At 68.7% G+C, this 19,588-nt stretch carries 18 protein-coding genes; 8 read left to right on the top strand and 10 right to left on the bottom strand.

Annotated features, from left to right (window positions below; genetic code table 11):
- Positions 1-126: 126 nt before the first annotated feature.
- On the top strand, positions 127-4,590 hold the full coding sequence (gene mobF, locus I6J71_RS42955; protein WP_204092082.1) for a MobF family relaxase: 4,464 nt from the start codon (positions 127-129) through the stop codon (positions 4,588-4,590).
- Between the two features lie 4 nt (positions 4,591-4,594).
- On the opposite strand, the gene I6J71_RS42950 is transcribed toward mobF, so the two are convergent.
- Positions 4,595-5,008 (bottom strand): hypothetical protein, encoded by a 414-nt coding sequence (locus tag I6J71_RS42950; protein WP_204092081.1) that lies wholly within the window; start codon positions 5,006-5,008, stop codon positions 4,595-4,597.
- A gap of 371 nt (positions 5,009-5,379) precedes the next feature.
- On the opposite strand from I6J71_RS42950, the gene I6J71_RS42945 reads away from it, so the two are divergent.
- The gene (locus I6J71_RS42945; RefSeq protein WP_204092080.1) at positions 5,380-5,592 is read left to right on the top strand and encodes a hypothetical protein; all 213 of its coding nucleotides are present in this window, start codon (positions 5,380-5,382) and stop codon (positions 5,590-5,592) included.
- A 272-nt stretch (positions 5,593-5,864) separates the two neighbouring features.
- On the top strand, positions 5,865-6,134 hold the full coding sequence (locus I6J71_RS49505; RefSeq protein WP_239154235.1) for a DNA cytosine methyltransferase: 270 nt from the start codon (positions 5,865-5,867) through the stop codon (positions 6,132-6,134).
- 105 nt (positions 6,135-6,239) lie between these two features.
- Here the strand turns inward: I6J71_RS49505 and I6J71_RS42935 are convergent, their stop codons facing one another.
- From I6J71_RS42935 to I6J71_RS42920, 4 genes are all read right to left on the bottom strand, one after another.
- Entirely contained in the window at positions 6,240-6,788 is a 549-nt protein-coding gene (locus I6J71_RS42935; protein ID WP_204092078.1) for a hypothetical protein, read from the bottom strand.
- Entirely contained in the window at positions 6,763-7,836 is a 1,074-nt protein-coding gene (locus I6J71_RS42930) for a hypothetical protein (RefSeq protein ID WP_204092077.1), read from the bottom strand. The genes I6J71_RS42935 and I6J71_RS42930 overlap by 26 nt, the downstream gene beginning before the upstream one ends.
- A 337-nt stretch (positions 7,837-8,173) precedes the next feature.
- Positions 8,174-8,329: a hypothetical protein gene (locus tag I6J71_RS42925; protein ID WP_204092076.1), complete on the bottom strand. Its 156-nt coding sequence runs from the start codon at positions 8,327-8,329 to the stop codon at positions 8,174-8,176.
- 646 nt (positions 8,330-8,975) lie between these two features.
- Positions 8,976-9,686, bottom strand: coding sequence for a hypothetical protein (locus tag I6J71_RS42920; protein WP_204092075.1), 711 nt, complete (start codon positions 9,684-9,686; stop codon positions 8,976-8,978).
- A 51-nt stretch (positions 9,687-9,737) separates the two neighbouring features.
- Between I6J71_RS42920 and I6J71_RS42915 the strand changes: the two genes are divergently transcribed.
- Positions 9,738-10,652 carry a hypothetical protein gene (locus I6J71_RS42915; protein WP_204092074.1) on the top strand — a complete coding sequence of 305 codons (915 nt, stop codon included), beginning with the start codon at positions 9,738-9,740 and terminating at the stop codon, positions 10,650-10,652.
- A gap of 429 nt (positions 10,653-11,081) precedes the next feature.
- Positions 11,082-11,699 (top strand): hypothetical protein, encoded by a 618-nt coding sequence (locus I6J71_RS42910; RefSeq protein ID WP_204092073.1) that lies wholly within the window; start codon positions 11,082-11,084, stop codon positions 11,697-11,699.
- Between the two features lie 149 nt (positions 11,700-11,848).
- Here the strand turns inward: I6J71_RS42910 and I6J71_RS42905 are convergent, their stop codons facing one another.
- From I6J71_RS42905 to I6J71_RS42885, 5 genes are all read right to left on the bottom strand, one after another.
- On the bottom strand, positions 11,849-13,078 hold the full coding sequence (locus I6J71_RS42905; protein ID WP_204092072.1) for an epoxide hydrolase family protein: 1,230 nt from the start codon (positions 13,076-13,078) through the stop codon (positions 11,849-11,851).
- Between the two features lie 114 nt (positions 13,079-13,192).
- Positions 13,193-13,447: a hypothetical protein gene (locus I6J71_RS42900; protein ID WP_204092071.1), complete on the bottom strand. Its 255-nt coding sequence runs from the start codon at positions 13,445-13,447 to the stop codon at positions 13,193-13,195.
- Between the two features lie 140 nt (positions 13,448-13,587).
- Complete coding sequence (locus I6J71_RS49500; protein WP_239154234.1) at positions 13,588-14,031, bottom strand: hypothetical protein; 444 nt, start codon at positions 14,029-14,031, stop codon at positions 13,588-13,590.
- A 443-nt stretch (positions 14,032-14,474) separates the two neighbouring features.
- Positions 14,475-15,335, bottom strand: a complete 861-nt coding sequence (locus tag I6J71_RS42890) for an MBL fold metallo-hydrolase (RefSeq protein WP_204092070.1) — start codon at positions 15,333-15,335, stop codon at positions 14,475-14,477.
- Positions 15,336-15,509: 174 nt separating this feature from the next.
- Positions 15,510-16,034, bottom strand: coding sequence for a hypothetical protein (locus I6J71_RS42885; RefSeq protein ID WP_204092069.1), 525 nt, complete (start codon positions 16,032-16,034; stop codon positions 15,510-15,512).
- Between the two features lie 823 nt (positions 16,035-16,857).
- On the opposite strand from I6J71_RS42885, the gene I6J71_RS51520 reads away from it, so the two are divergent.
- From I6J71_RS51520 to I6J71_RS51515, 3 genes are all read left to right on the top strand, one after another.
- Positions 16,858-17,373, top strand: coding sequence for a three-helix bundle dimerization domain-containing protein (locus tag I6J71_RS51520; RefSeq protein ID WP_370542051.1), 516 nt, complete (start codon positions 16,858-16,860; stop codon positions 17,371-17,373).
- A complete protein-coding gene (locus I6J71_RS42880) occupies positions 17,321-17,767 on the top strand; it encodes a hypothetical protein (protein WP_204092068.1) in 447 nt (148 codons plus the stop codon). Before I6J71_RS51520 ends, I6J71_RS42880 begins: the two co-directional genes overlap by 53 nt.
- A gap of 619 nt (positions 17,768-18,386) precedes the next feature.
- Positions 18,387-19,340, top strand: a complete 954-nt coding sequence (locus I6J71_RS51515) for a diacylglycerol kinase family protein (protein ID WP_370542050.1) — start codon at positions 18,387-18,389, stop codon at positions 19,338-19,340.
- Positions 19,341-19,588 lie beyond the last annotated feature (248 nt).

The following is a 19,588-nucleotide window of genomic DNA, read 5'->3' as shown; positions in this document are numbered from 1 at the left end:
GCCGAAGAACGATGCACACCTATGCATCACGATCTGTTGGGCCGGTGCGCCCTGGCGGGCGCCCGGGAACGCGCCCCGCGTTGGTGATCTTGAAATCCGTGAGTTGATCTTGTGTGGGGGTGCGGAATGCTGACGGTGTCGAACGGTTACTCGGTCAAGTACCTCACCGACGAGGTCGCCAAGGGCCGCGAGAACTACTACACCGACGCGGTCGCGGCCGGCGAGCCGCCGGGCCGCTGGTACGGCGCCGGCGCCGAGAAACTGGGCCTGACGGGGTTGGTCGACGAGCAGGACATGCGAGCGGTCTACGAACAGTTCATCGACCCCCGCGACGAGGCGTTCAAGGATCCGGCCCGGTGGGGTGAGGCGTCCACTCTGGGTCACACGGGCCGTAAGTATCCGACGGAGGACGAGTTGTACGCCGCCGCGTTGGATGCCGAGCCGAACGCGACGGCTGAACGCCGGACTGAACTTCGGCTGGAGGCGGGGAAGGCGGCGCGGAAGAACGTGGCCTTTTTGGACGCCACGTTCAGCGTTCAGAAGTCGGTGACGGTCCTGCACACCGCGTTCGAGGCGCAGCAAGTTGCGGCTGAACGGACGGCTGAACGCCTCTCGGACGCATTGGCCGCGGCGGCCGGGTCGGCGGGCGCGGACCCGGCTGAGTTGGCGGAACTGGCGCGTCAGCGCGATGACGCGGCCGCGGTGGCGGCGTCGTGGCGGGCGCACCGCGACGCGGTGGAGGACGCGATCTGGGCCGGGAACCGGGCGTCGTTGGACTATCTGGCCGAGCACGCCGGCTATTCGCGGGTCGGGCACCACGGCGGCGCTGCCGGGCGGTTCATCGACGCCCACGACCTTGTCGTGGCGTCGTTTTTCCAGCACGACTCGCGCAACCACGACCCGCAACTGCACATCCACAACGCAATCCTCAACCGCGTGCAAGGCAGCGACGGGCAGTGGCGCACCCTCGACGGCCGCGCCCTCTACGCCCACCGCGGCGCCGCCGCCGCGGTGGGGGAGCGCACCACCGAGGAACACCTGGCCAAGGCCCTGGGGGTGCGGTTCGCGGCGCGGCCGGACGGCAAGGCCCGCGAGGTGGTCGGCATCGATCAGCGGGTGATGGACTTGTTCGCCTCGCGCCGGCGCGCGATCACGAAGAAAACCGCCGCCCTGGTCGAGCAGTTCGAAGCGAAGTTCGGGCGGGAGCCGAACTCGCTGGAGCTGGACCGGCTGCAGCGCCAGGCCACCTTCGCGACCCGCAAGGCCAAGTCCCACGACGGCGAAACCACCGAGGAACGGCTGGAGCGGTGGGACCGGGAGCTGCGGGCCGAGGTCGCCGACGGTCTGGCCGGCGTCGCCCGCGACGTCCTGGCGCTGACCCACGAGCCGCGTGAGGCGGTGTCGTGGTCGCCGGAGGCGGTGCTCAAGACCGCGCTGGCCGATGTCCAGTCGACGAAGGCCGGGTGGACGGCACCGGACCTCACGCGCGCGATCAGCGACGCGTTGCCGGATCAGCTGGGCGATCTCGACGGCGCCGAGGTGACCCGCCTGCTGGACACGCTCACCACGGAGGGGCTGAAGCTGGCGACGCCGCTGGCCACCGACCGCCCCGGCGTCGCGGTGCTACCCGACGAGCTGAAGCTGGCCAACGGCCAGTCGGCCTACGAGGCTCCGGGCCGCAAGCTCTACGCCACCCCCGAGCACATCCACACCGAACGGGCGCTGGCCGCGGCGACCGCCCGCGGCGGCGCCCCGGCACTGGACGTGTCCGCCGTCGACAGCTTCGTGGCAGCACTGGCCGACACCGGCATGGTCCTCGGCGCCGACCAGGCCGCGGCCTTGCGCGGTGTGCTCGCCTCCGGTGCGGCCGTGGAGTCACTGGTCGGACCGGCCGGCACAGGGAAGTCCTTTGTGGTCGGCGCCCTGGCCAAGGCGTGGCAGGACCCGGCGTTGTGGGAGGGCTCGCAGCGGCGTGTCGTCGGTCTCGCGTCGAGCCAGGTCGCGACCGACGTGCTCGCCGGGGAAGGTTTGACCGCCCGCAACATCGCGCGGTGGCTGTCCGCGCAGGCCAAGCTCGGCGACGGCTCGACCCACCCCGAGCACCTGGAGTGGCAGCTCAACCCTGGCGACCTGGTCGTAGTGGACGAGTCGGCGATGGCCAACACCGCAGACCTGGCCCGCATCCACCACCACGTCGCCCAAGCCGGGGCGAAACTGCTGCTCACCGGCGATCACCGCCAGCTCGCCGCCGTCGGCGCCGGCGGTGGCATGGAGCTGATGGCTGAGGCGGGCGCCGCGTACGAGCTGACCGAGGTCCGCCGTTTTACGGCGGAGTGGGAACGCGCCGCGTCGTTGCGGCTGCGCGACGGCGACGAAACCGTGCTCGGCGACTACCACAAGCACGGGCGGATCCTCGACGGCGGAACCCGCGAGCAGGCCGAAGCCGCCGCCGCGAAGGCCTGGCTCGGGGACACCCTCGCCGGGAAGCACTCGATCCTGATCGTGGACACCAACGAGCAGGCCGCGCACCTGTGCGCCGAGCTGCGCCGCGAACTCGTGCGGCTCGGCAAGGTCGCCGAGACCGGGGTCCCGTTGGGCAAACAGGGCACCTACGCCGGCGTCGGCGACTTGGTCCAGGCCCGCTACAACGGCTGGAACCTCGCCGGAGTGGAGGGCAACCGGGAGGTGCCGATCAACCGCAAGCAGTACCGCGTCCTCGACGCCCGCGAGGACGGCAGCCTCATCGTCGCCCACGTCCTCGGCCGCGAAGACGGCGTCGGGGAAGTGCTGGGGGACCGGATCACCCTGCCCGCCACCTACGTCGAGGCGCACATGACTCTCGGCTACGCCTCCACCGTCCACAGCGCACAAGGCCTCACCGTGGACACCGCCCACTCGGTGGTGACCGAGTCGACCGGGCACGAAGCCCTCTACGTCGGGCTCACCCGCGGACGCCACGGCAACACCGCCCACGTCACGACCACCGCCGTGCCGGCCGACGCGCCCGACGGGGCGGCGCTGCAGGCGGTGCACCGCAACCCGTCCGCGGTACTCGCCGCCGCATTCACCGGCACCGGCCCCCAGCGCTCGGCACTGGCCGAGGCGACCGAGTCCGCCGCGGAAGCCGAGGCGATCCGCACCCCGGCCGAACTGCTGGCCGACGCCACCGAGCTCGCGACCGCGGGCCGCACCGCGCGGTGGCTGGACGCGCTGGTCGACGACGGCGTGCTGACGGAGAACCAGCGGGCCCGGATCGCCGCCGAGGACGGCGGGCCGACACTGGCGCGGCTGTTGCGCCGGGCCGAGCTGGCCGGGCACGACCCACGCCAGGTGCTGGCCGACGCGGTCACCGCACGCCCGCTGTCGGGGGCGCGGCAGCTGACGAACGTGCTGCACCACCGCATCGCCGAGTCCGTCACCTTGGACCCGGTCGGGGACTCCTACGCCGACCGTATTCCGCAGGTCGAGGACCCGCAGTGGGCCGCCTACCTACACATCCTCGCCGACGCCGCCGACGCCCGCCAGCACGACCTCGGCCAAGCCCTGGCCGAGGAACCCGAGCAGTGGGCGCTGGAAGCGTTCGGGCCGGTGCCCGACGACCCGAACCTGCACAAGGAGTGGATCAAGCAGGCTGGGGCGGTCGCCGCCTACCGGGAGCTGACCGGGCACGAGGACCCGGAGACGGCGCTGGGGGCAGCGCCGAAGGCAGGGCAGATCGAGGCCTACGCATCGTGGCGCTCGGCCTGGCGGGCGCTGGGCCGCCCGGAGTCCGGGCGCGACGAGCTGGAGATGTCCGACGGGCAACTGCTCGTGCGGATGCGGGCGTGGGAGCGGGAAAAGGCGTGGGGCCCGGAGTTCGTCGCCAACGAACTCGCCGGTACCCACCAGAGCATCGACGCCCGCCGCCGCGAAGCCGCGCTGCGCCGCGCCGAAGCCGACGCCGCCACCGACGACAGCGAGCGGGAACGACTGCTGCAAGAAGCCGGTGAGGCCGACGCGCTCGCCGACGTGCTCACCGGGCGCGCTGCCGAGCTGGAGGCCGCCGACGACGCGCGGGCGGCGTGGTATGCCCACACGGCCGAAACCCGGGCCGCGGCCGAGCGGGCCGGGATCGAGCTGTCCGGGCGCAACGTCGACACCGACCCGGTCGAGGAAGTGACCACCGCGGAATGGCTCGCCGCACACCGCGAGCACATGGCCGTCGAGGACGTCCACCGCGACGTCACCGAGGAGCACGACCTCACCGACGTCGTCGAGCAGCGCGCCGCCGACGTGTACACCGTCGCCGACGACGACGCGGCCGACGGCGCGTGCGCGCCGATGGTTGAGACCGAGGTCGACGACGTTCGCGACGTCGCCGCCGAGGAGGAGTCGCTGGTTGACTCGGAGGAGGTGCGGGTTCCTTCTGCCGAGGAAACGGCCGAATCGATCGAGCAGGCGCAGCGCGCGCTGCGGGAGATCGAAGCCCGCCAGGCGGTCGAGGCCCGCCACGCGGACGAGGAAGCGCAGTCGGCGGAGATGTACCGGCGCCACACTGACGACGCCGCCACTACCGCGGCGGTCGACGACGGCGAGGTCTACACGCGATGAACGCTCAGCCTGGGATATGGGCCGGGACTTCCATCGGCGCTGTGCCGCTGCGCTGCCACGCCCACCCCAGGGCGAGCACGATCGACTCGAGCCAACCCGGGCGCTCGGCCAGCCACGCCGGCACCGGGCGGCGGAACAGCAATACTTCCGCCGCGACGCACTCGGCCTGGATCGTCTCCTCGTGCGCCAATCCGGTGCGCTCGGTCACTGGCGCGTACGCAAGGAACGTGCGGCCGGTCTCCAGCCGGACGGTGGCGCAGGCCAGCCAGCGGCACACGTCGACGACGCCGAGCGCGGCCCAGCTGCGTTCGGCGTCGTAGCGCTGCTCGGCCGCGAGCCACAGACGCGCGAAGTCGACCACCGGCACATGCAGATTGCGCGGCGGGATCTTGTCGAAATCGCGTCCAGTCAGCTCCATACCCCCAGCGTGACACGGGGCACCGACAAAAACACCAGCCCGAATGGGGCCGGCACGGCGATGTCCGGTCGCTTCCACTGAGACCGCCCTCTGCGGGCGGAACAAGGTGCCGCGCAAGCGCGGCCTGTGTCTTCGAGCTTCGCAGCCCGGCTTAGCACGGCCCCCACTCACGATCAAGGGGCCCGAAAACTTTTGAACCCACAAAAAGCGCGTGGCTTCAAAACTTTTCGGCCTGATCCCTTGATCGCGAGCCTCTGGGGCCGCGCGGGGCGCCGATAAGGGCGACGGCCGAAGCCGACGCCCGCCCTGTCGGGCAGCGAAGAAAACCACCCACTCACGCGGGAATCCAGTCCACGAACGGGAGATCACCCATGGTGCGCAAGAACAAGCCCACCGACGAGGAAATGGCCAAGCGACACGGCATGACCGCCGAGCAGTGGCGCCATGCCAAGGCCCAGACCAAAGCCGCACGCGATCGCGGGAAGCGCCCGGCCAGCGCTGCCGGTGCCGAGACCAAGCTCGCCGGCTGGGGCCCGGTCGAAGGCCAGGAACAGCTGTTCGCCTACGAGCACAACCACCAGTGACCAGCCACGGAGCCAACGTCATGGACCTCACCACCGCGATCACGCACGCCACCGACTTGGTACCGCGACAGGTACACCAACCCGCACTTCACCTACGCCGAAGCCGTCCTGGAAACCCGCGAAGAGCTTCACGAAGAACTCCAGCACGAAGAGCCCAACCTCGGCGACGACGAAGCGAACGCCGCGTTCCTGGCGATCCTGCACGCCGACCGGGCCGAGCTGGCCGATGCCCTCACGGCACTGATCAGCCAGCCAGCCGCCGAGTCTCCGGCGTGGCCGTCCGCACTATCACCACCGCCGGACACCAATCACTCGTCGGCTGGCCCACCGGCCGCGCCGCGGTCGAGCAGTGCACCTTCCGGATGCTCGCCCCGCACGAAATCGCCGCCAGCATGGGCTTCGCCAAAGACTACAAGGTCAAAGGCTCCAACCGCGACCGCGTCCGCGGCTACGGCAACGCCGTCACCCCACCCGCCGCCGAAATCCTCATCTCCGCCCTCGTCGAAACGATCAGCGCCGAGGACGTCAATTCGACACACTGAAGCGCTGTTCCGGCCGGGCTGCAGGACCTTTGGGTTGCCGCAGCCCGGCTTTCGTGTGCCGTCTAGTTCACTCGTGAGGGGAGTACGGCCGTACTGCACGATGTGTCACGGGATCCGTTCAGGCCCAACCCTTTTGAAGGCACGGTAGAGCGCTCGGATCCGCTTGAGGATCATGGAAACCGTAAGAAGCATCTGGGAGGCCAGGGCCACGACGAGCGCGCTGACGGGCGTCGTCAGCGCTTGGCTGGTGTCAGTGAAGAGCGCGAGGCCGCCGAGCAGAGACGTGAGCACCAGACCGAGCAGGACCGCGTATGAGATGTTCGCCCTGAGCTCGTCGACCAACCTGGTCACGGTGTCGAGATACGCGGGGTCCGTACGGTCCGTGGCGCGCATCGTCAGGTCGAAGAGCAGCACGAACACGTTGAAGATCAGGCCGGTCAAGATCGCCACTGCGGCCAGGACTTCCGGTACGTGCGCGGCATGAGCGCCCCGGAGCCAGACCAGCCCGCCCAGGGCCGCGGGTATGCCAACGAACACGGCGTAGTCGCGTAGGCGGGCCCGCCCAGTCTCATGGTCCCGCAGCGTCTCGTAGTGATCGACGAGCAGGCTCAGGCTCGAGAACTTGCTGCTAGCTCTCGTCCACCTCCGGACCATCCGGTGCCTCCTGCGTCGGCAGCTCAAGGGCTGTTTTCCGGCTTTCCTCAGACCAGTCACCAGTCTGCCAGTCGGCACCGACAAGAGCGCCAAACGCGCCCGCTACCTCGTGGACCATGCCGTTGACCTGCGCGTAGAAGTCTTCGTCGTCGACGCGGTCCCGGCCGCGTAGTTCGTAGACAAACGACGGCATGCGCTCGGCGGCGATCGAGAGCGTGGTGCTCCGGCCGCCGACCTCCATCTTGACGTTCAACTCGTCGAAAGCCAGGTCGCCTACGGACAGCAGTCGCTGCCGAGCCTGGCTATTTGTCCGAAACTTCTCCGTCAGGGTCCTCGTGAGCTCGGGGATCCTGCCCTTGCTGATCTTCATCTCCAGCCGCCCGAAGGGGGCGTCTTTCGCCGGAACCTCAAGCTGATCTGCAATGTCAGACGGGAGTCCGCTTCGGCGGAGCGTGACGGCACCGATGTGCGCTTGGTCGAGGAAAGCGCGGAGGGCTTCTTCGTGAACGACTGCGTCGAAGTCGATCACGAGTTGTGTGTGAGCTCGGAAACTGCGTTTCAGCAACGGAATGAGTTGGGAAGTACCTGTTGCGCCAGACTGCGACTCCAGGGCGAGAAGCCCGACCGTCGACTTGGAGCCAGCAACGATCAGCGCCCGCCGTTCGTTGCTTTCGATGTGGCGCTCGGCGCGCATGAACACCGGGCTCCCGTTCATAGCTGCAGGGTCCGTGAACGTCGAGTTTGTACCGCTGGTACCAAGATCGACTTTGAACCTGATCGATCGACCGACGGGTTCGACCGACGTCACGGTGACGTGCTTGTTCTTCTCGTCTACCCGCTTGTCCTTCAGGCCGTTGAGGACGCCGTAAAGTGCGACAACTCCGTCACGGCGGAATGCGTCCGTCCCTTGTGCAACTGTGCTCTCACCTAGTAGCTCGCCAAGCGGCAGCGGCGCCTCTTTTGCTCGCGCGCGATGCACGCTGAAGGTGTAGAACCTGTAACCGTACTTCCCCACCGAATCGGTCCCCTCGACGAAATGATCAATCATTGTAGACCTCGGGGTTGGCGGCGAGGTTCCACCGGTATCCATGCGTGAAGGTTCACCTATTGCCCTTCCGTCAGTAATCCGTTCGTAGCCGGTGTAGCCGGGGCCGAAGGCGACTAGTAAACCTCCCGACCGAGGCTTCTACCTCAACCTCGACGGACCAGTCCCGGGACGGTAGGGAGTACTCGATCGGCGGCCGACCGAATACTCCGCTGGACACCCGAACTGCTGCCTCACCAGTGATCGCGACGCGTTCGCCGATCTGGTCTCGCAACGATCGAGCATGCTCGCCGGGTGGGCTGCCGAACGTTGCTCGAATGCCCACCCGGCGGCGATACTGCTAGCGCAGGTAGTAGTGCTGCACTATCGGGCTGATCAGCGAGATGAGCACGATCAGCAGCTTGAGGTACTGCATGCGCAGTTCGACGGAATGGCGCCGGCCAGGGCCGTTACCCCTGGTGCGGCGCCTTCTTCGGTTCTTGCTCGGGGTGGTCAAGTCTCTCCTCACAACGAGAAGGCCTCGTGGTCTGAGGCGGGTTGTCCCGGCGCGGCCGGCGCGCGTCGGGACGGGGGTGGACTTGCCGGGGCTTGTGGCTCGGGTCGGTCCGGCGTCATCGTGGGTCACCCGGACGGGCGAGCGCAATTCCGGGTGTTGACCGTCCTGTGGATAGTTTGTGGACAAGTGTTGTGAGCTGCGGTCGAGGAGTGTGGACGTGCTGGGGACAAACGCTGCCGCCTGCGCTTCTGACGTCGGAAAATGTGGTTAACACCTGCTCGCGAAACTGTGTCGCGAGAAAATCCCGCTGAGCCTCTCGGGCGACCGCTTAGCCGTTACGTGTTTGGTCCGTCGCGTCGCCGAGCAGGCTAGCGTCCGCGCTCGGTGTGGCTAGCTCTCATTCGAGACGCGAGCAGATGACACGTCTCGGGCGCCGAAGCTCCGCGATCGCGTCAAGCTACGAGGCCGTCACGTTGCCTGGTCAATGGGATCCACGATGTGCGAAACGACGTCTGGACCGTCCACGTGAGGCATTGGATACGACAGCGAGGTCAGTCTGACCAGCACCGGGACGTCTGAGGTTGGGCCTTTGTGCGAAACGCTAGGCGGACTGCCGAACCGGCCGAATTCGGTGCAGTGGCCCTGCCTACGGCGTGAGCCGCGCGGCCGCGTCGAGCATGTGCTGGCAGTAGCGCGGTTCGCCCACTTTGGGCAGCGGTAGCCATTCGGCGAACCCCCGCGCTTCCGGGGTGTCTTCGATCAGGGTGGTGGTCCATCTGTACCCGACGCCGCGTTGCACCGCGCGCAGCGCCCGCACCCGATGGTCACCGCGCATCCAGTCCGGCACGTCGGTGAACCAGTCCAGGCGGGAGAACGCGGCGAGCGCGAGGACCCGCCCGTAGCCGCGGCGCCGGACCTGGCCGTCGACCTGGACGTGCTCGAGCACCCCGAGGCGGTCCGCGGTGCATACCGCGAGCGTGGCCGCGCCGACGGGGTGGCCGTCCAGGTGCAGCTCGATCCGGCCGGGTCCGGCGGCTTCGTCCGGTGGGACGGCGACCAGTTCCAGCCCCGCCCCCGTGGCCTCCTCCGCATCGGTCTGTTCGTAGGCGGGGTCGATGAGGGCCCACTGGTGATCGGCGTGGCCGTCGTCGCGGCAGCGGTGGCAGAGCAGCGAGTGCAGGCGCAGCGCCGCGACCCACGAGAACGTGCCCGAGTCGGTCACGGCGTGCCGGCGCGGGCAGTGCTGCGGCGGGTGGACGGTAAGTGTCCCGTCCGGGTTCAGCTCATGCCGCAGCGCCGGTCGCACCGGGAGGTCCGCGCTGCCGTACTCGCCAGGCGGGCGACGATCTTCGAACACGCGAGCGAGTTTACGGCCTGCGTTGCTGGTCAGCGGGTTGATGATGGACACATGCCCGTGCCGGACCTGCCGCTGCGGCTCGCCGTGGTCGAGCCGGCCGCGGTGCTGCCCACCGGCGGGTACGAGTACTCGCCGAAGCTGGATGGGTGGCGGTGCGTGGCGCACGTGCCGGGTGGGGTGCTGCAGTCGCGCACCGGCAGCGACCTGACCGACCGGTTCCCCGGGGTCCTCGAGTCGGCGGCCGCGCTGGGTCGGGTGGTGTTCGACGGTGAGCTGTGCGCCTACCGGCAGGGTCGGCTGGAGTTCGCGGCGCTGGGCTACGGCCCGGCCCGGCGCCGCGCCGAGGGCATCGCCGTGGTGTACGTGGCGTTCGACCTGCTCGGCGCCCGCGGCCGCGACCTGCGGCTGTGGCCCCTGTCGCGCCGGCGCGAGCGGCTCGCCGCCGTGGTCGGCGCCGGCAACGCTGGCGTGCAACTGATGCTCTCGACCCTCGACCGCACCCAGGGCCAGGCGTGGATCAGCGCCGAGCAGGCGGCCGTCGGCATCGAGGGGACGGTCGCGAAGCCACTGGCCAGCCGCTACCCGCTGCGCGGGGGCCGCGCCGGATGGGTCAAGGTCCGCCACTACGACGACGTCGACGCGCTCGTGCTCGGCGTGACCGGCAGCCCCACCCGGCCAACCGCGCTGGTGCTCGGCCAGACCGACCGGCGCGGGCGGGTACGCGCGGTCGGCCTGTCGGCGCCCCTGTCGCGGACTGCGCTCGGGTCGCTGTCCGGTCGGCTCCGCCTCGCCAAAGGCGGGCCTCAGCGAGCCTCCGGGGTTCTCGCCGGTCTCCCCGGGGCCGAAGACTTCACCTTCTGGCCTGTCGAGCCCGGTGTGGCGGTCGAGGCGCGCGCGGACCGCGCCTTTGAACTGGGCCGATACCGGCATCGAGTGTCCGTCGTGCGCGCGAAGCCGGATCAGTAGTCAAGAGCGGGTCGTCCGTTTGCTCGCCGGCGCCACGGCAAGGGGCGTGACCCTGGTATGCCGCTGCGGCTTGACCGGAATCAACGGCCCGGATCTGCTCGCTGTCCGGAGCGCGCCACCACCGCCGTAAGGCGTCGGTCGTTTCTCACCCTTTTTCAACACTGCCCTGACCGCCGCCGAGTGGCCCTGTGTCGCCGCTGACCACCTGCTCGGCCACATCGAGCCTCATGCCAGAGCGCACCGATCGGTGCTCAGCCGCGGCCGGGCCCGGCGGCACGGCGCTACACACCGGGATGGTGGCCATGGAGGATGGCGAGGATGCGGCCTTTCCAACACAAATACCTCGTCACAACGAGCCCACCCGTCGCTGAGGTGGTCCTTCGGCATACCGGCGGGGGTGTGGTGCGGGCGTCGAGAGGGTGAGCGGCGGTGACGCACGAAGAACCGCACGCCCGCGACGGCGGGGCCGGTCGTCGGGGTTTCGCGGAAGAAACCGGAACGGACGCGGCGCCCCGGGAGTACCAGAAGCTGCACCAGCCCGCGGCTGCGTCCTCCGGCCGTCGCCGGCTGGCCTGCGTGCTGCGGATCGTGTTCGGGGTGGTGTGGGCGATCGACGCCTCCTTCAAGTGGCGGCCTGAGTTCCTGCGGGGCCAGGTGTTCGCGCACCAGTTCGGCATCCACGACCAGGTCACCACTCCCGTCATCCGCCAGTGGATCGACCTGTGGCAGTACATCGGGGCCGTGGCGCCCGCGGGACTGGGCGTCGGGACGGCCATTGTCGAAACGCTCATCGCGGTCGGCCTCCTCACCGGCACACTGTCCAATGTGGTCTATGTCGGGAGCGCCGTGTACTCGTTCGGGATCTGGTCCGCGGCGGAAGCGTTCGGCCTCCCATGGTTCGCGGCAGGCGCTACCGACATCGGCCCGTCGATCGGGTACATCATCGCTGCCCTCGCCCTGCTGGCCGCGCCGGGCAACGCCCTATGGAGCGTCGATCGCGCCCTCCGGCCACGACTCGGCAAGTACGGCTGGCTGTGCGGCGATTGAGCCTCGCCCCGCGACCGGTCGATCACCGCGCACGAGGTTTGTAGCGCCGACGTCTCCTCGACGCTGGGCGCGGTGCCGGCCGGTGTGCGAACGCAGACCCGCCGCAGCCAACCGTGACTCGGCGCTCGTCAGGGTGGTAGTCGCGGGGGTCAACGGCTCGGCTCCGCGGTCGTGCCTGCTCGCAGCGGTTGGAACGCGGCCCGCAGCTCGGCCGCGAACAGCTGGGGTTCTTCCCACGCGGCGAAGTGACCGCCCCGCTGCGCCTCGTGGAAGTAGTTGAGGGTGGGGTAGGCCTGTTCGGCCCAGCTGTGCGGGGTCTGCCAGATTTCGCCGGGGAACGTGGTGAACCCGACCGGGACCCGGACCGGGGGTGGCGGCGGTGGGTTCTGGGCGGCGGGTGCGTCGGGCCCGTAGGCCTCCCAGTACGACCGGGCGGCGGAGGCCCCGGTGCCAGTGAGCCAGTACGTGGTGATGTTGTCCAGGACGTGGTCGGGGGTCAGGTTGCCGGTGGGCTGCCCGTCGAGGAAGGCCCGGGCGATCTTGTGGTAGGCGTCGGTGTCGTGGTCGAGCATCCAGGCGGCGAGGGCCGCGGGTGAGTCCAGGAGCGCGTAGCCGATGGTCTGGGGCCGGGTGGCTTGTTCGACGAAGTAGCCGTTGCCGCTGGTCTGGAACGTGGTGATCGCCGCCTGCGCCGCTCGTTCCTGCTCGGTTTCCGCGGGCAGGGCGGCGGGGTCGTTCAGCGCGGGTACGAGCAGGTTGGTGTGGATGCCCACCAGGCCCTCGGGTGCCTGGCGGCCCATCGCGTCGGTGACGCCGGCGCCGACGTCGCCGCCCTGCGCCACGAAGCGGGTGTAGCCGAGGCGGCGCATCAGCTCGGTCCAGGCGCGCGCGGTGCGGCCGAGGTCCCAGCCGAGTTCGCCCGGCTCGGCGGAGAAGCCGTAGCCGGGCAGGGACGGGAGCACGACGTGGAATGCGTCCTGGGCGAGGCCGCTGTGATTGGTTGGGTCGGTGAGCGGGTCGATTGAATCGAGCAGCTCCATGACGGAGCCGGGCCAGCCGTGCGTCATGATCAGCGGCAACGCGTCGTGCCGTGACCGCACGTGCAGGAAGTGGATCTGCACACCGTCGATCTCGGTGGTGAACTGCGGCAGCGCGTTCAGCCGCGCCTCGACGCGGCCCACGTCGTACCCGTCCTCCCAGTAGCTGCAAACCGCCTGCAGCACCGCCAACTGCACGCCCTGGGAACGGTCCCTGACGAGTTCCCGGCTCGGCCACCGGGTCGCGGTAAGGCGACGTCGCAGGTCATCGAATGCCTCGCGCGGGACGGCCACCGAGAACGGACGGATGGCATCGGTTCCGTGTTCAGCAGTCGTTGCCACAATAACCCCCTGAACCGCAGGTGAAGGCGACTTGGCAGCTTGACATGCGGTGGGCTGACGCGGACCACCCTTCAGGGATGACCCGTGCACGATTGTGCGCAGGCTCTTTCCGCCTCAGCACCAAGCTCTGCGGTCCCTGATCCGATAGTGCCGGTCCAGCTTGCCACTGCAGACGACGGGAGAGAGGCAGTGCGCCAATGCCTGTGCGGCCGTCGCGTGCCTCGGCTTGTTCAGGCCGCGCACCTCAAGATGGACGCTCTCGCCGGAAGTCCACGAGCGCGGCCCTGGGGCGACGGCGGTACCGACCACGGCTGCGGCGATGAGCTCGGCGATCGCGCCGACCACGCCGAACGTTTCGAGCAGCCGCACGGGGATACTTGCCGCGTTTCGACGTGCTGGCTTGCTCGGGCTCTTTCGTCGCCGCGCGGGGCGTTCTCCGCGGGTCGGAGACCTCGCCTTACACTCGGCAGACTTGCCCTGCCGCGGAAGGCAGTTGTTGCGGTGCAGCCTCAGGTTTGGGCCGTACGCGCCGTTGGTGGCTTGCGTTCCTCTAGCGCTTGGTGGGCGCCGGCTACCTCGGGTTGGCCGGCCATTGTCGGCCGCTCGCCCGCCGCCCGCTTCAGCGGCCGGTGGGCACTAGCGATTTCAGTCTGGCTAGCGAGCACAGTGCCGAAAAATTCAGCTTCCGTCCATTGGTGTACCGCTTCGCAGACTGCGTTTTCGGTACCTCGCTCGTGGTGCACTACGCGTCCATCGACCCAGACGATCAGCGCGACGAGATCTTCACGGACAGGCGTCAGGCCGATTGTGACGTGCCGACCGTGGTGGTCGAAGTCGCGCTCGGCAACCACCCACTGGCGCGTGGTCGAACTCCGAGCCACATCCCAGGCGGAGTCGTACGCAAGATCGTTGATCGACCGAGGCGTCGGAGCATCGGTGAACCTGTCCTGCACGAATACAATGCTCTCGCATGCTTCGAGATGGGTGAAGCCCAACCCGCCGGCAATCCCGGCAACGGTTCCACCCCCACGTGTCCGGTTAAATAAGGGGCGTCGGGGGTGCGATTCAGTGTCGGTGGCTCCGCGTCGAACGCGAGTGCACCGTCGTCAGCTGACGTATGCGGACCGGGGCCGATCCTCGTCGACGATCATTGGGTCGCGCTGATCGGGTGCGATGGTGGGCACGTGCTGCCTCACGCTCGACGCTCTGAGCAGTCCGTGTGGCTGAGGATCGCACGGTGTCACGCTGCGGCAGACTTCACTCGTTCCGGAAACTGCGACGTCGCCGACGTACGCGGCCGATACTTCGAAGTCGCCGCGAGGCGACGGTGTGAGGCCGAGCGGTTCGGGGGGTGTGCTGTGCGGATCGGATGCCGCTGGGGCCATCGAGACCGACCTCACCGATCGTTCAGCAAGCGACTGGCGGAGAGCCAGACGGTGTAAGGGTTGATGCGTTCGGGGTAGAGCTTGACCATGCCGGCGTAGAACTCGGCGCGCGTCGGTTGGGTCGCGAGCAGGTTGGCCGCGTGGTCGAGGTAGGCGTGGGTGTTGCCGATGTTGGTGGGGGAGTCATCGCGGGCTGGGTCCTTGTGGCCGGCGACGACGTTGACGGCGCGCAGTGATTCCACCACGTCCAGCGCCCGGTGCCAGGCTTCCATGCCTCCGCCGGTGGTTTCGGCGAGGTACTGGTGAACGTTGTTGTAGACGACGTCGCCCGCGGCGACCAGACCGATGGACGGTGCATGTAGGACTGTCGTGTCGTCGGTGTCGCTGTGGCCGGCGTCGACTGCGACCAGTGTGTGTCCGTCCACGGTGAAGCCGCCGGCGGGGACAGGGCGCGCTAGGACCGGGATCGGGTTTGCGGGGAGCTGTCCGGGGAACCACTGCGCCCACGTTCCGGCCGGGACGCCGTCCGGGGTGTTCTTGACCATCCGGTCGACCGTGGCCGCGCTTGCGTGAACTGTCACGCCCGGGAAGCGGCGGGCGAGCTCTCCGGTGGAGAGCCAGTGGTCGGCGTGCCAGTGGGTGATGTAGATGTGAGCGAGGCGTTTGCCGAACGCCTCGACCCAATCGGCCAGTGACCTCGCCTGCGCGAGGGTGAGGGGTGGGTCGACCAGCGCGGCCTCGGTGGGGCCGAAGACAAGGGTGTGAGACAGCGGCGACCACTGCGGTTGCGTCCCGGCCGCTGGAGGCAGGGCGTGGATTGGGAGCGGCGCGGAGATGAAGACGCGGTACTGAAGGGTGCTTCTTGCGGACATAGCCGGACTCCCGTCCTCAGGCGCCCAACGGTACGCGCAGGCGGCCCGCACAAAACGGTCAGCTGGTGCCGAAGACGAATCCGGTGGCGGGTGTCCAGCATGGTGTCCGAAGCGACAGGCCTGCGGTGAGACCGCGGGCCCGTCGCGTTCGGGAGCCGGGGTGCTGCGGAGTGTCTAGCCGATGCCGGTGACCTGCAGGGCTGTGGTCCAGTTGCTCTTGATCGCGGAGCGGGCCGCAGACAGGGTAATGGTGCCGGCGCAGACGGCGTTCTTCAGCTTGGTCTCGGTGCCGTCCTTGGTGTAGGCGGTCTTGGTGCCCGAGTAAGGCTCGGGCCACAGGTTGCCGGGGTCCTTCGGAGCGCCGCCGAGTTCGAGGGGGACGAGGTGGTCTTCTTCGTAGTCGGCGAGGTTGGTGTCGCTGTAGCCGTAGTCGGCGATGCCCTGGACTTTGAGCGCGTTGGTGTAGGTCGTGGACGGGCGCACGGTGGCGGTCCAGCCCGAGACGCAGATGGTGGTGTGGATGGTGGACTGGGTGACGGCCGAGTTGTAGCTGCCTGGCGTGCAACTCGAGTCGGGCAGCGGCAGGAACGAGCGAGAACAGGTCGCGGCCTCAGCCACGCCAGCGGTGACGATCACACCACCGCCGACGAGCGCGACAACGGCCCACACCGCGGTGACCGAGCGAACGAGGACACGCATGCGACGCCTCCGGAATGCCTCCCCGGGCCGAGTCGCCGGGGGCGTTGACATCGCACCTCACCAGCAGAGCACCCGAAAAGAACCACCCTCGTGAACACTTTGTGTCAGCGCAGAATCACCGACGCAAACATCATCGTTGTCAACAGCCGTACGGCATACAACGACCGGCGCGAAACTCCCAACCCGCACATACCGGGCCCCATTGGCGCCGGCAGCTTGCTGGGTTCGCCACCGTCGATGCCGCATTCCTTGAGCACGCGGTCCGGTCAAGTGCTCGACACCGTCAACCCGTGAATTCTGCCGGTTGCGACGCCACCACCGTCTACCCGTCGGCGGAATCGGTGGGCCGGGCCTCCGGAGCTGAGGGGGAGGGTGCCCGCCGGAGGCGCGGGAACGGTAGCAACCAACCCCGGGTCTTGCCGGGTGGGGGGCCAGCCGTCGACGGAGCGGGTGTTCCCGCCACCGTCAACGCCGTGGGAGGTATCCGCCGCAGACGCGGCCCCTGATCGGCCCGAATCCTGTACGTCAAAGGAAGGTCCGCTGAGGCCGAGAGACCGCCGATAGCGGCCTCGGAGGACTCCTCGGTCACGTCGCGGGCCACGTGCTGGACCTCCGCGGCACCCCACTGTCGGGGGCGCAAACCGTGCGCCAGACGAGGTGGTTGTCGACGTTCATCGCTGTTCCGCGGTGTCGCAGTTTTCACGTTGCGCCGCGAAGCTTGGCTGGTCACAGGGTGCGCGGCGCTCGCGCAGGGTCGACGCTCGTACTGCGGCCCATGATGAAGCCAACTTCGTTTACCTAGCGTTCACGCGAGTGTCGTGCAATGGGTCTACGTCGACCAGAGAGCTCTGTGCTCAACGGGCTGGAGGCGACCGTGCACGACCACACGATGGACGCGACCGCGTCCGAGCAACTGGATATTCAGTTCGCGCATCTGGAGACCCGACTCGCGCGCGACTACACCGCGCTTGACCCGTCGGTGGTGCGAGGACCGATTGCGCGTGAGCGATCTCGTTTCGACCAAGCGCGGATCCACGCATACCTGCCGATCCTTGTCGAGCGCGCGGCCAGATCCACGCTTGAACGACTGCACGCCGACGACCGCTGGAGATCGGGCCGAACCGGGACCCTGGGTCCAGAGTGCCCGTCGTGGCTGCGCTGGTGCGCGGGACTTCTGGGCCCTATGTGCCTACACGCCTGCTGCCTGGCGTTGTTGTCCAGCGGCCACAGCCCTGTCCGGCGTGGCAGGTTCGCGCCGAGAACAATTCACTGTATTGGAGGAGGAGATGGCTGTATCAGACGCGCTGGCGACCATGTCTGCCAAGGCCAAAGAGGTTGAAGACGAAGCCAAGGAGATTGAAGACAAGATCCACAGCGCCACGACCACCCAGCGGGCCACTGTGGAGGAAGATGTCGCCCGCGCCCGGACCTCAGCAGAGGAGCGCAGTCAGGAGCTGCGGCAGAAGATCGAGCAGACGAAGACCGACGCCGCTTCATGGTGGCGTGATGTCCAGGAGTCGTGGGACAGGCACGTTCAGCAGATCCGCTCCAACATCGGCGAAAAGCGCCACGAGATGGACGTCAAGCAAGCTGCGAAGCAGGCCGACTTGGCCGAGTCCGATGCCGAGTTCGCAGTTGCCCATGCCATGGCCGCCATCGAGGAGGCGGAGTACACGGTGCTTGAGGCGATCATCGCTCGCGACGCCGCCGACAAGCTCAAGGCCGGCGGATGACGACGATGCGTTGCCCGGATCGTTCCAGCAGAAAAGCGGCGCATGTCGACCACCGCGCAGTAGGAGTCCAAGCAGACTGTGACTCCCGCGAGGCGGCGGGCGAGGACAGCGAACCCTCTGCGCGGCGAACCCAGCCGCGAGCCAACAACGGAGGTGCGAGCTGAACTGCATGCCGTGGACCAGGCCGATTTCGACGCCGGCGCCGGTACTCCCACGCCGCTCTTTGACCGGTGGCAAGTGAGGTTGTCCCGTGCGCACCACTCGCTGCCCAGTTGGCCCCCGCCGCCGTGCTCGCGCCCGTGGAAGGCGGTGCGGGGCGGCGGGGCGGCCCAGGGCGTAGCGGCCATCGGACTGGCATCGGCGGTGACGAACGTGGTCCCCAAGCCGCTTCCCCGTCGCCGGCGACCCGGGCGTGGCCAGGCCCCGGCATTGCGTCGGGCACGCCACCCCGTGTCGACGGCCTTTCCATCGGATCACGCGGCGTCCGCATTCGCCTTGTCTCCACTGTTGCGGAGGTTGTTCCGGTGACCCGGGCTTCACTGCACGTCGCCGCCACGGGAGTCGCCTGTCCGCGGATTCGCACGAGTGCGTATAACACGCGTCGCCCGGGGTGGCCGCGGTGACGGGCGGCGTCGGCCGCGGTGCCCGCCCGAAGGCGACGGTCGTGATGAATCCACACTCCGGCAGCGGCAAACCGGCGCACTTCCACTTGATTGAGAAGGCCGAACACATCGGGGCGCGGGTGCAAGTGACCGATGCCGATCACGATGCGGCGTCTCTGGCCAGGTTGGCGGTGGCGGAGGGAACGGAGGTTTTGGCAGTGGCCGGGGGCGACGGAACGGTGTCGGCTGTCGCTTCCGTCGCCGCGGACGCGGGCCTGCCGTTGGTTGTGGTCCCAGCGGGCACACGCAACCACTTTGCCCGGGATCTGGGCCTGGACATCAAGAATCCGGCGTCGGCGTTGAACGCTCTGCGCGACGGCGATCCCGCACGCGTCGACCTTGGGGTGATCGGCGGGCGCGTGTTTATCAACAATGTCTCATTCGGCGCCTATGCCGACGCGCTGTTGGAGCCCGGGTACCGGGAGGCCAAACTACGCACTCTCGCATCGATCGCCCCCAACTACCTCAAGGGCGAGCAATGGGTCGAAGGCAATGTGGACACTCCCGCGGGAACGATCGAATTACCCCAAGTGCTGTTGGTGTCCAACAACCCTTATCACATCGCGACTCCACGCTACCTGGGTCGTCGCTTCGCACTCGACACCGGATCGCTGGGTGGAATCGTGGTCACGCGCCCGCCCGCCCCGCCGCCTGATCTGCTGCTGCACCTTCGCGCCGCGCTGCGGCAACCCGGGACCCTGGGACGGTCGGGGCCGGCCATCACCTGGTCCGCACCCGATATCACGCTCTACGGCGCGGCGCCCCGCCTGCCCGCTGGGATCGACGGCGAACCCGTGACGGTGCCCCTTCCCGCCCGATCCGAAATCAGGCGGGGTGCATTGCGACTACTGCTGCCTCGAGACCGGCCCGGAACCCCACGAGAGCCCGCACTCCCGCGGTGGGGATCGTGAACTGACGGGGTCCTGCGTCATCGTGTTGTGCCCGAGGACCTGGTGCGACGCAGCCCACCGGCCTGCCCGGCCACAGGGCGGCAAAGTTCCCGATGGCTTTCGCCCGCAACGTTGATCCACCGGCGCCACCGGTCAAGGCCCCAGGGACCCGGCCGACCCCGGACACCTGCGGCGGGCGGGCGTGCAATGCTGCCGCCGGCAGAGGCGGCGGTACCTCGGTTCTCTACCGCTCTGAGCTGAACTTTCAG

The sequence above is a fragment of the Amycolatopsis sp. FDAARGOS 1241 genome (assembly GCF_016889705.1).
Lineage (GTDB): Bacteria > Actinomycetota > Actinomycetes > Mycobacteriales > Pseudonocardiaceae > Amycolatopsis.
Note: the sequence above shows the minus strand (reverse complement) of the source record. Positions and strands in the feature narration are given on the sequence as shown.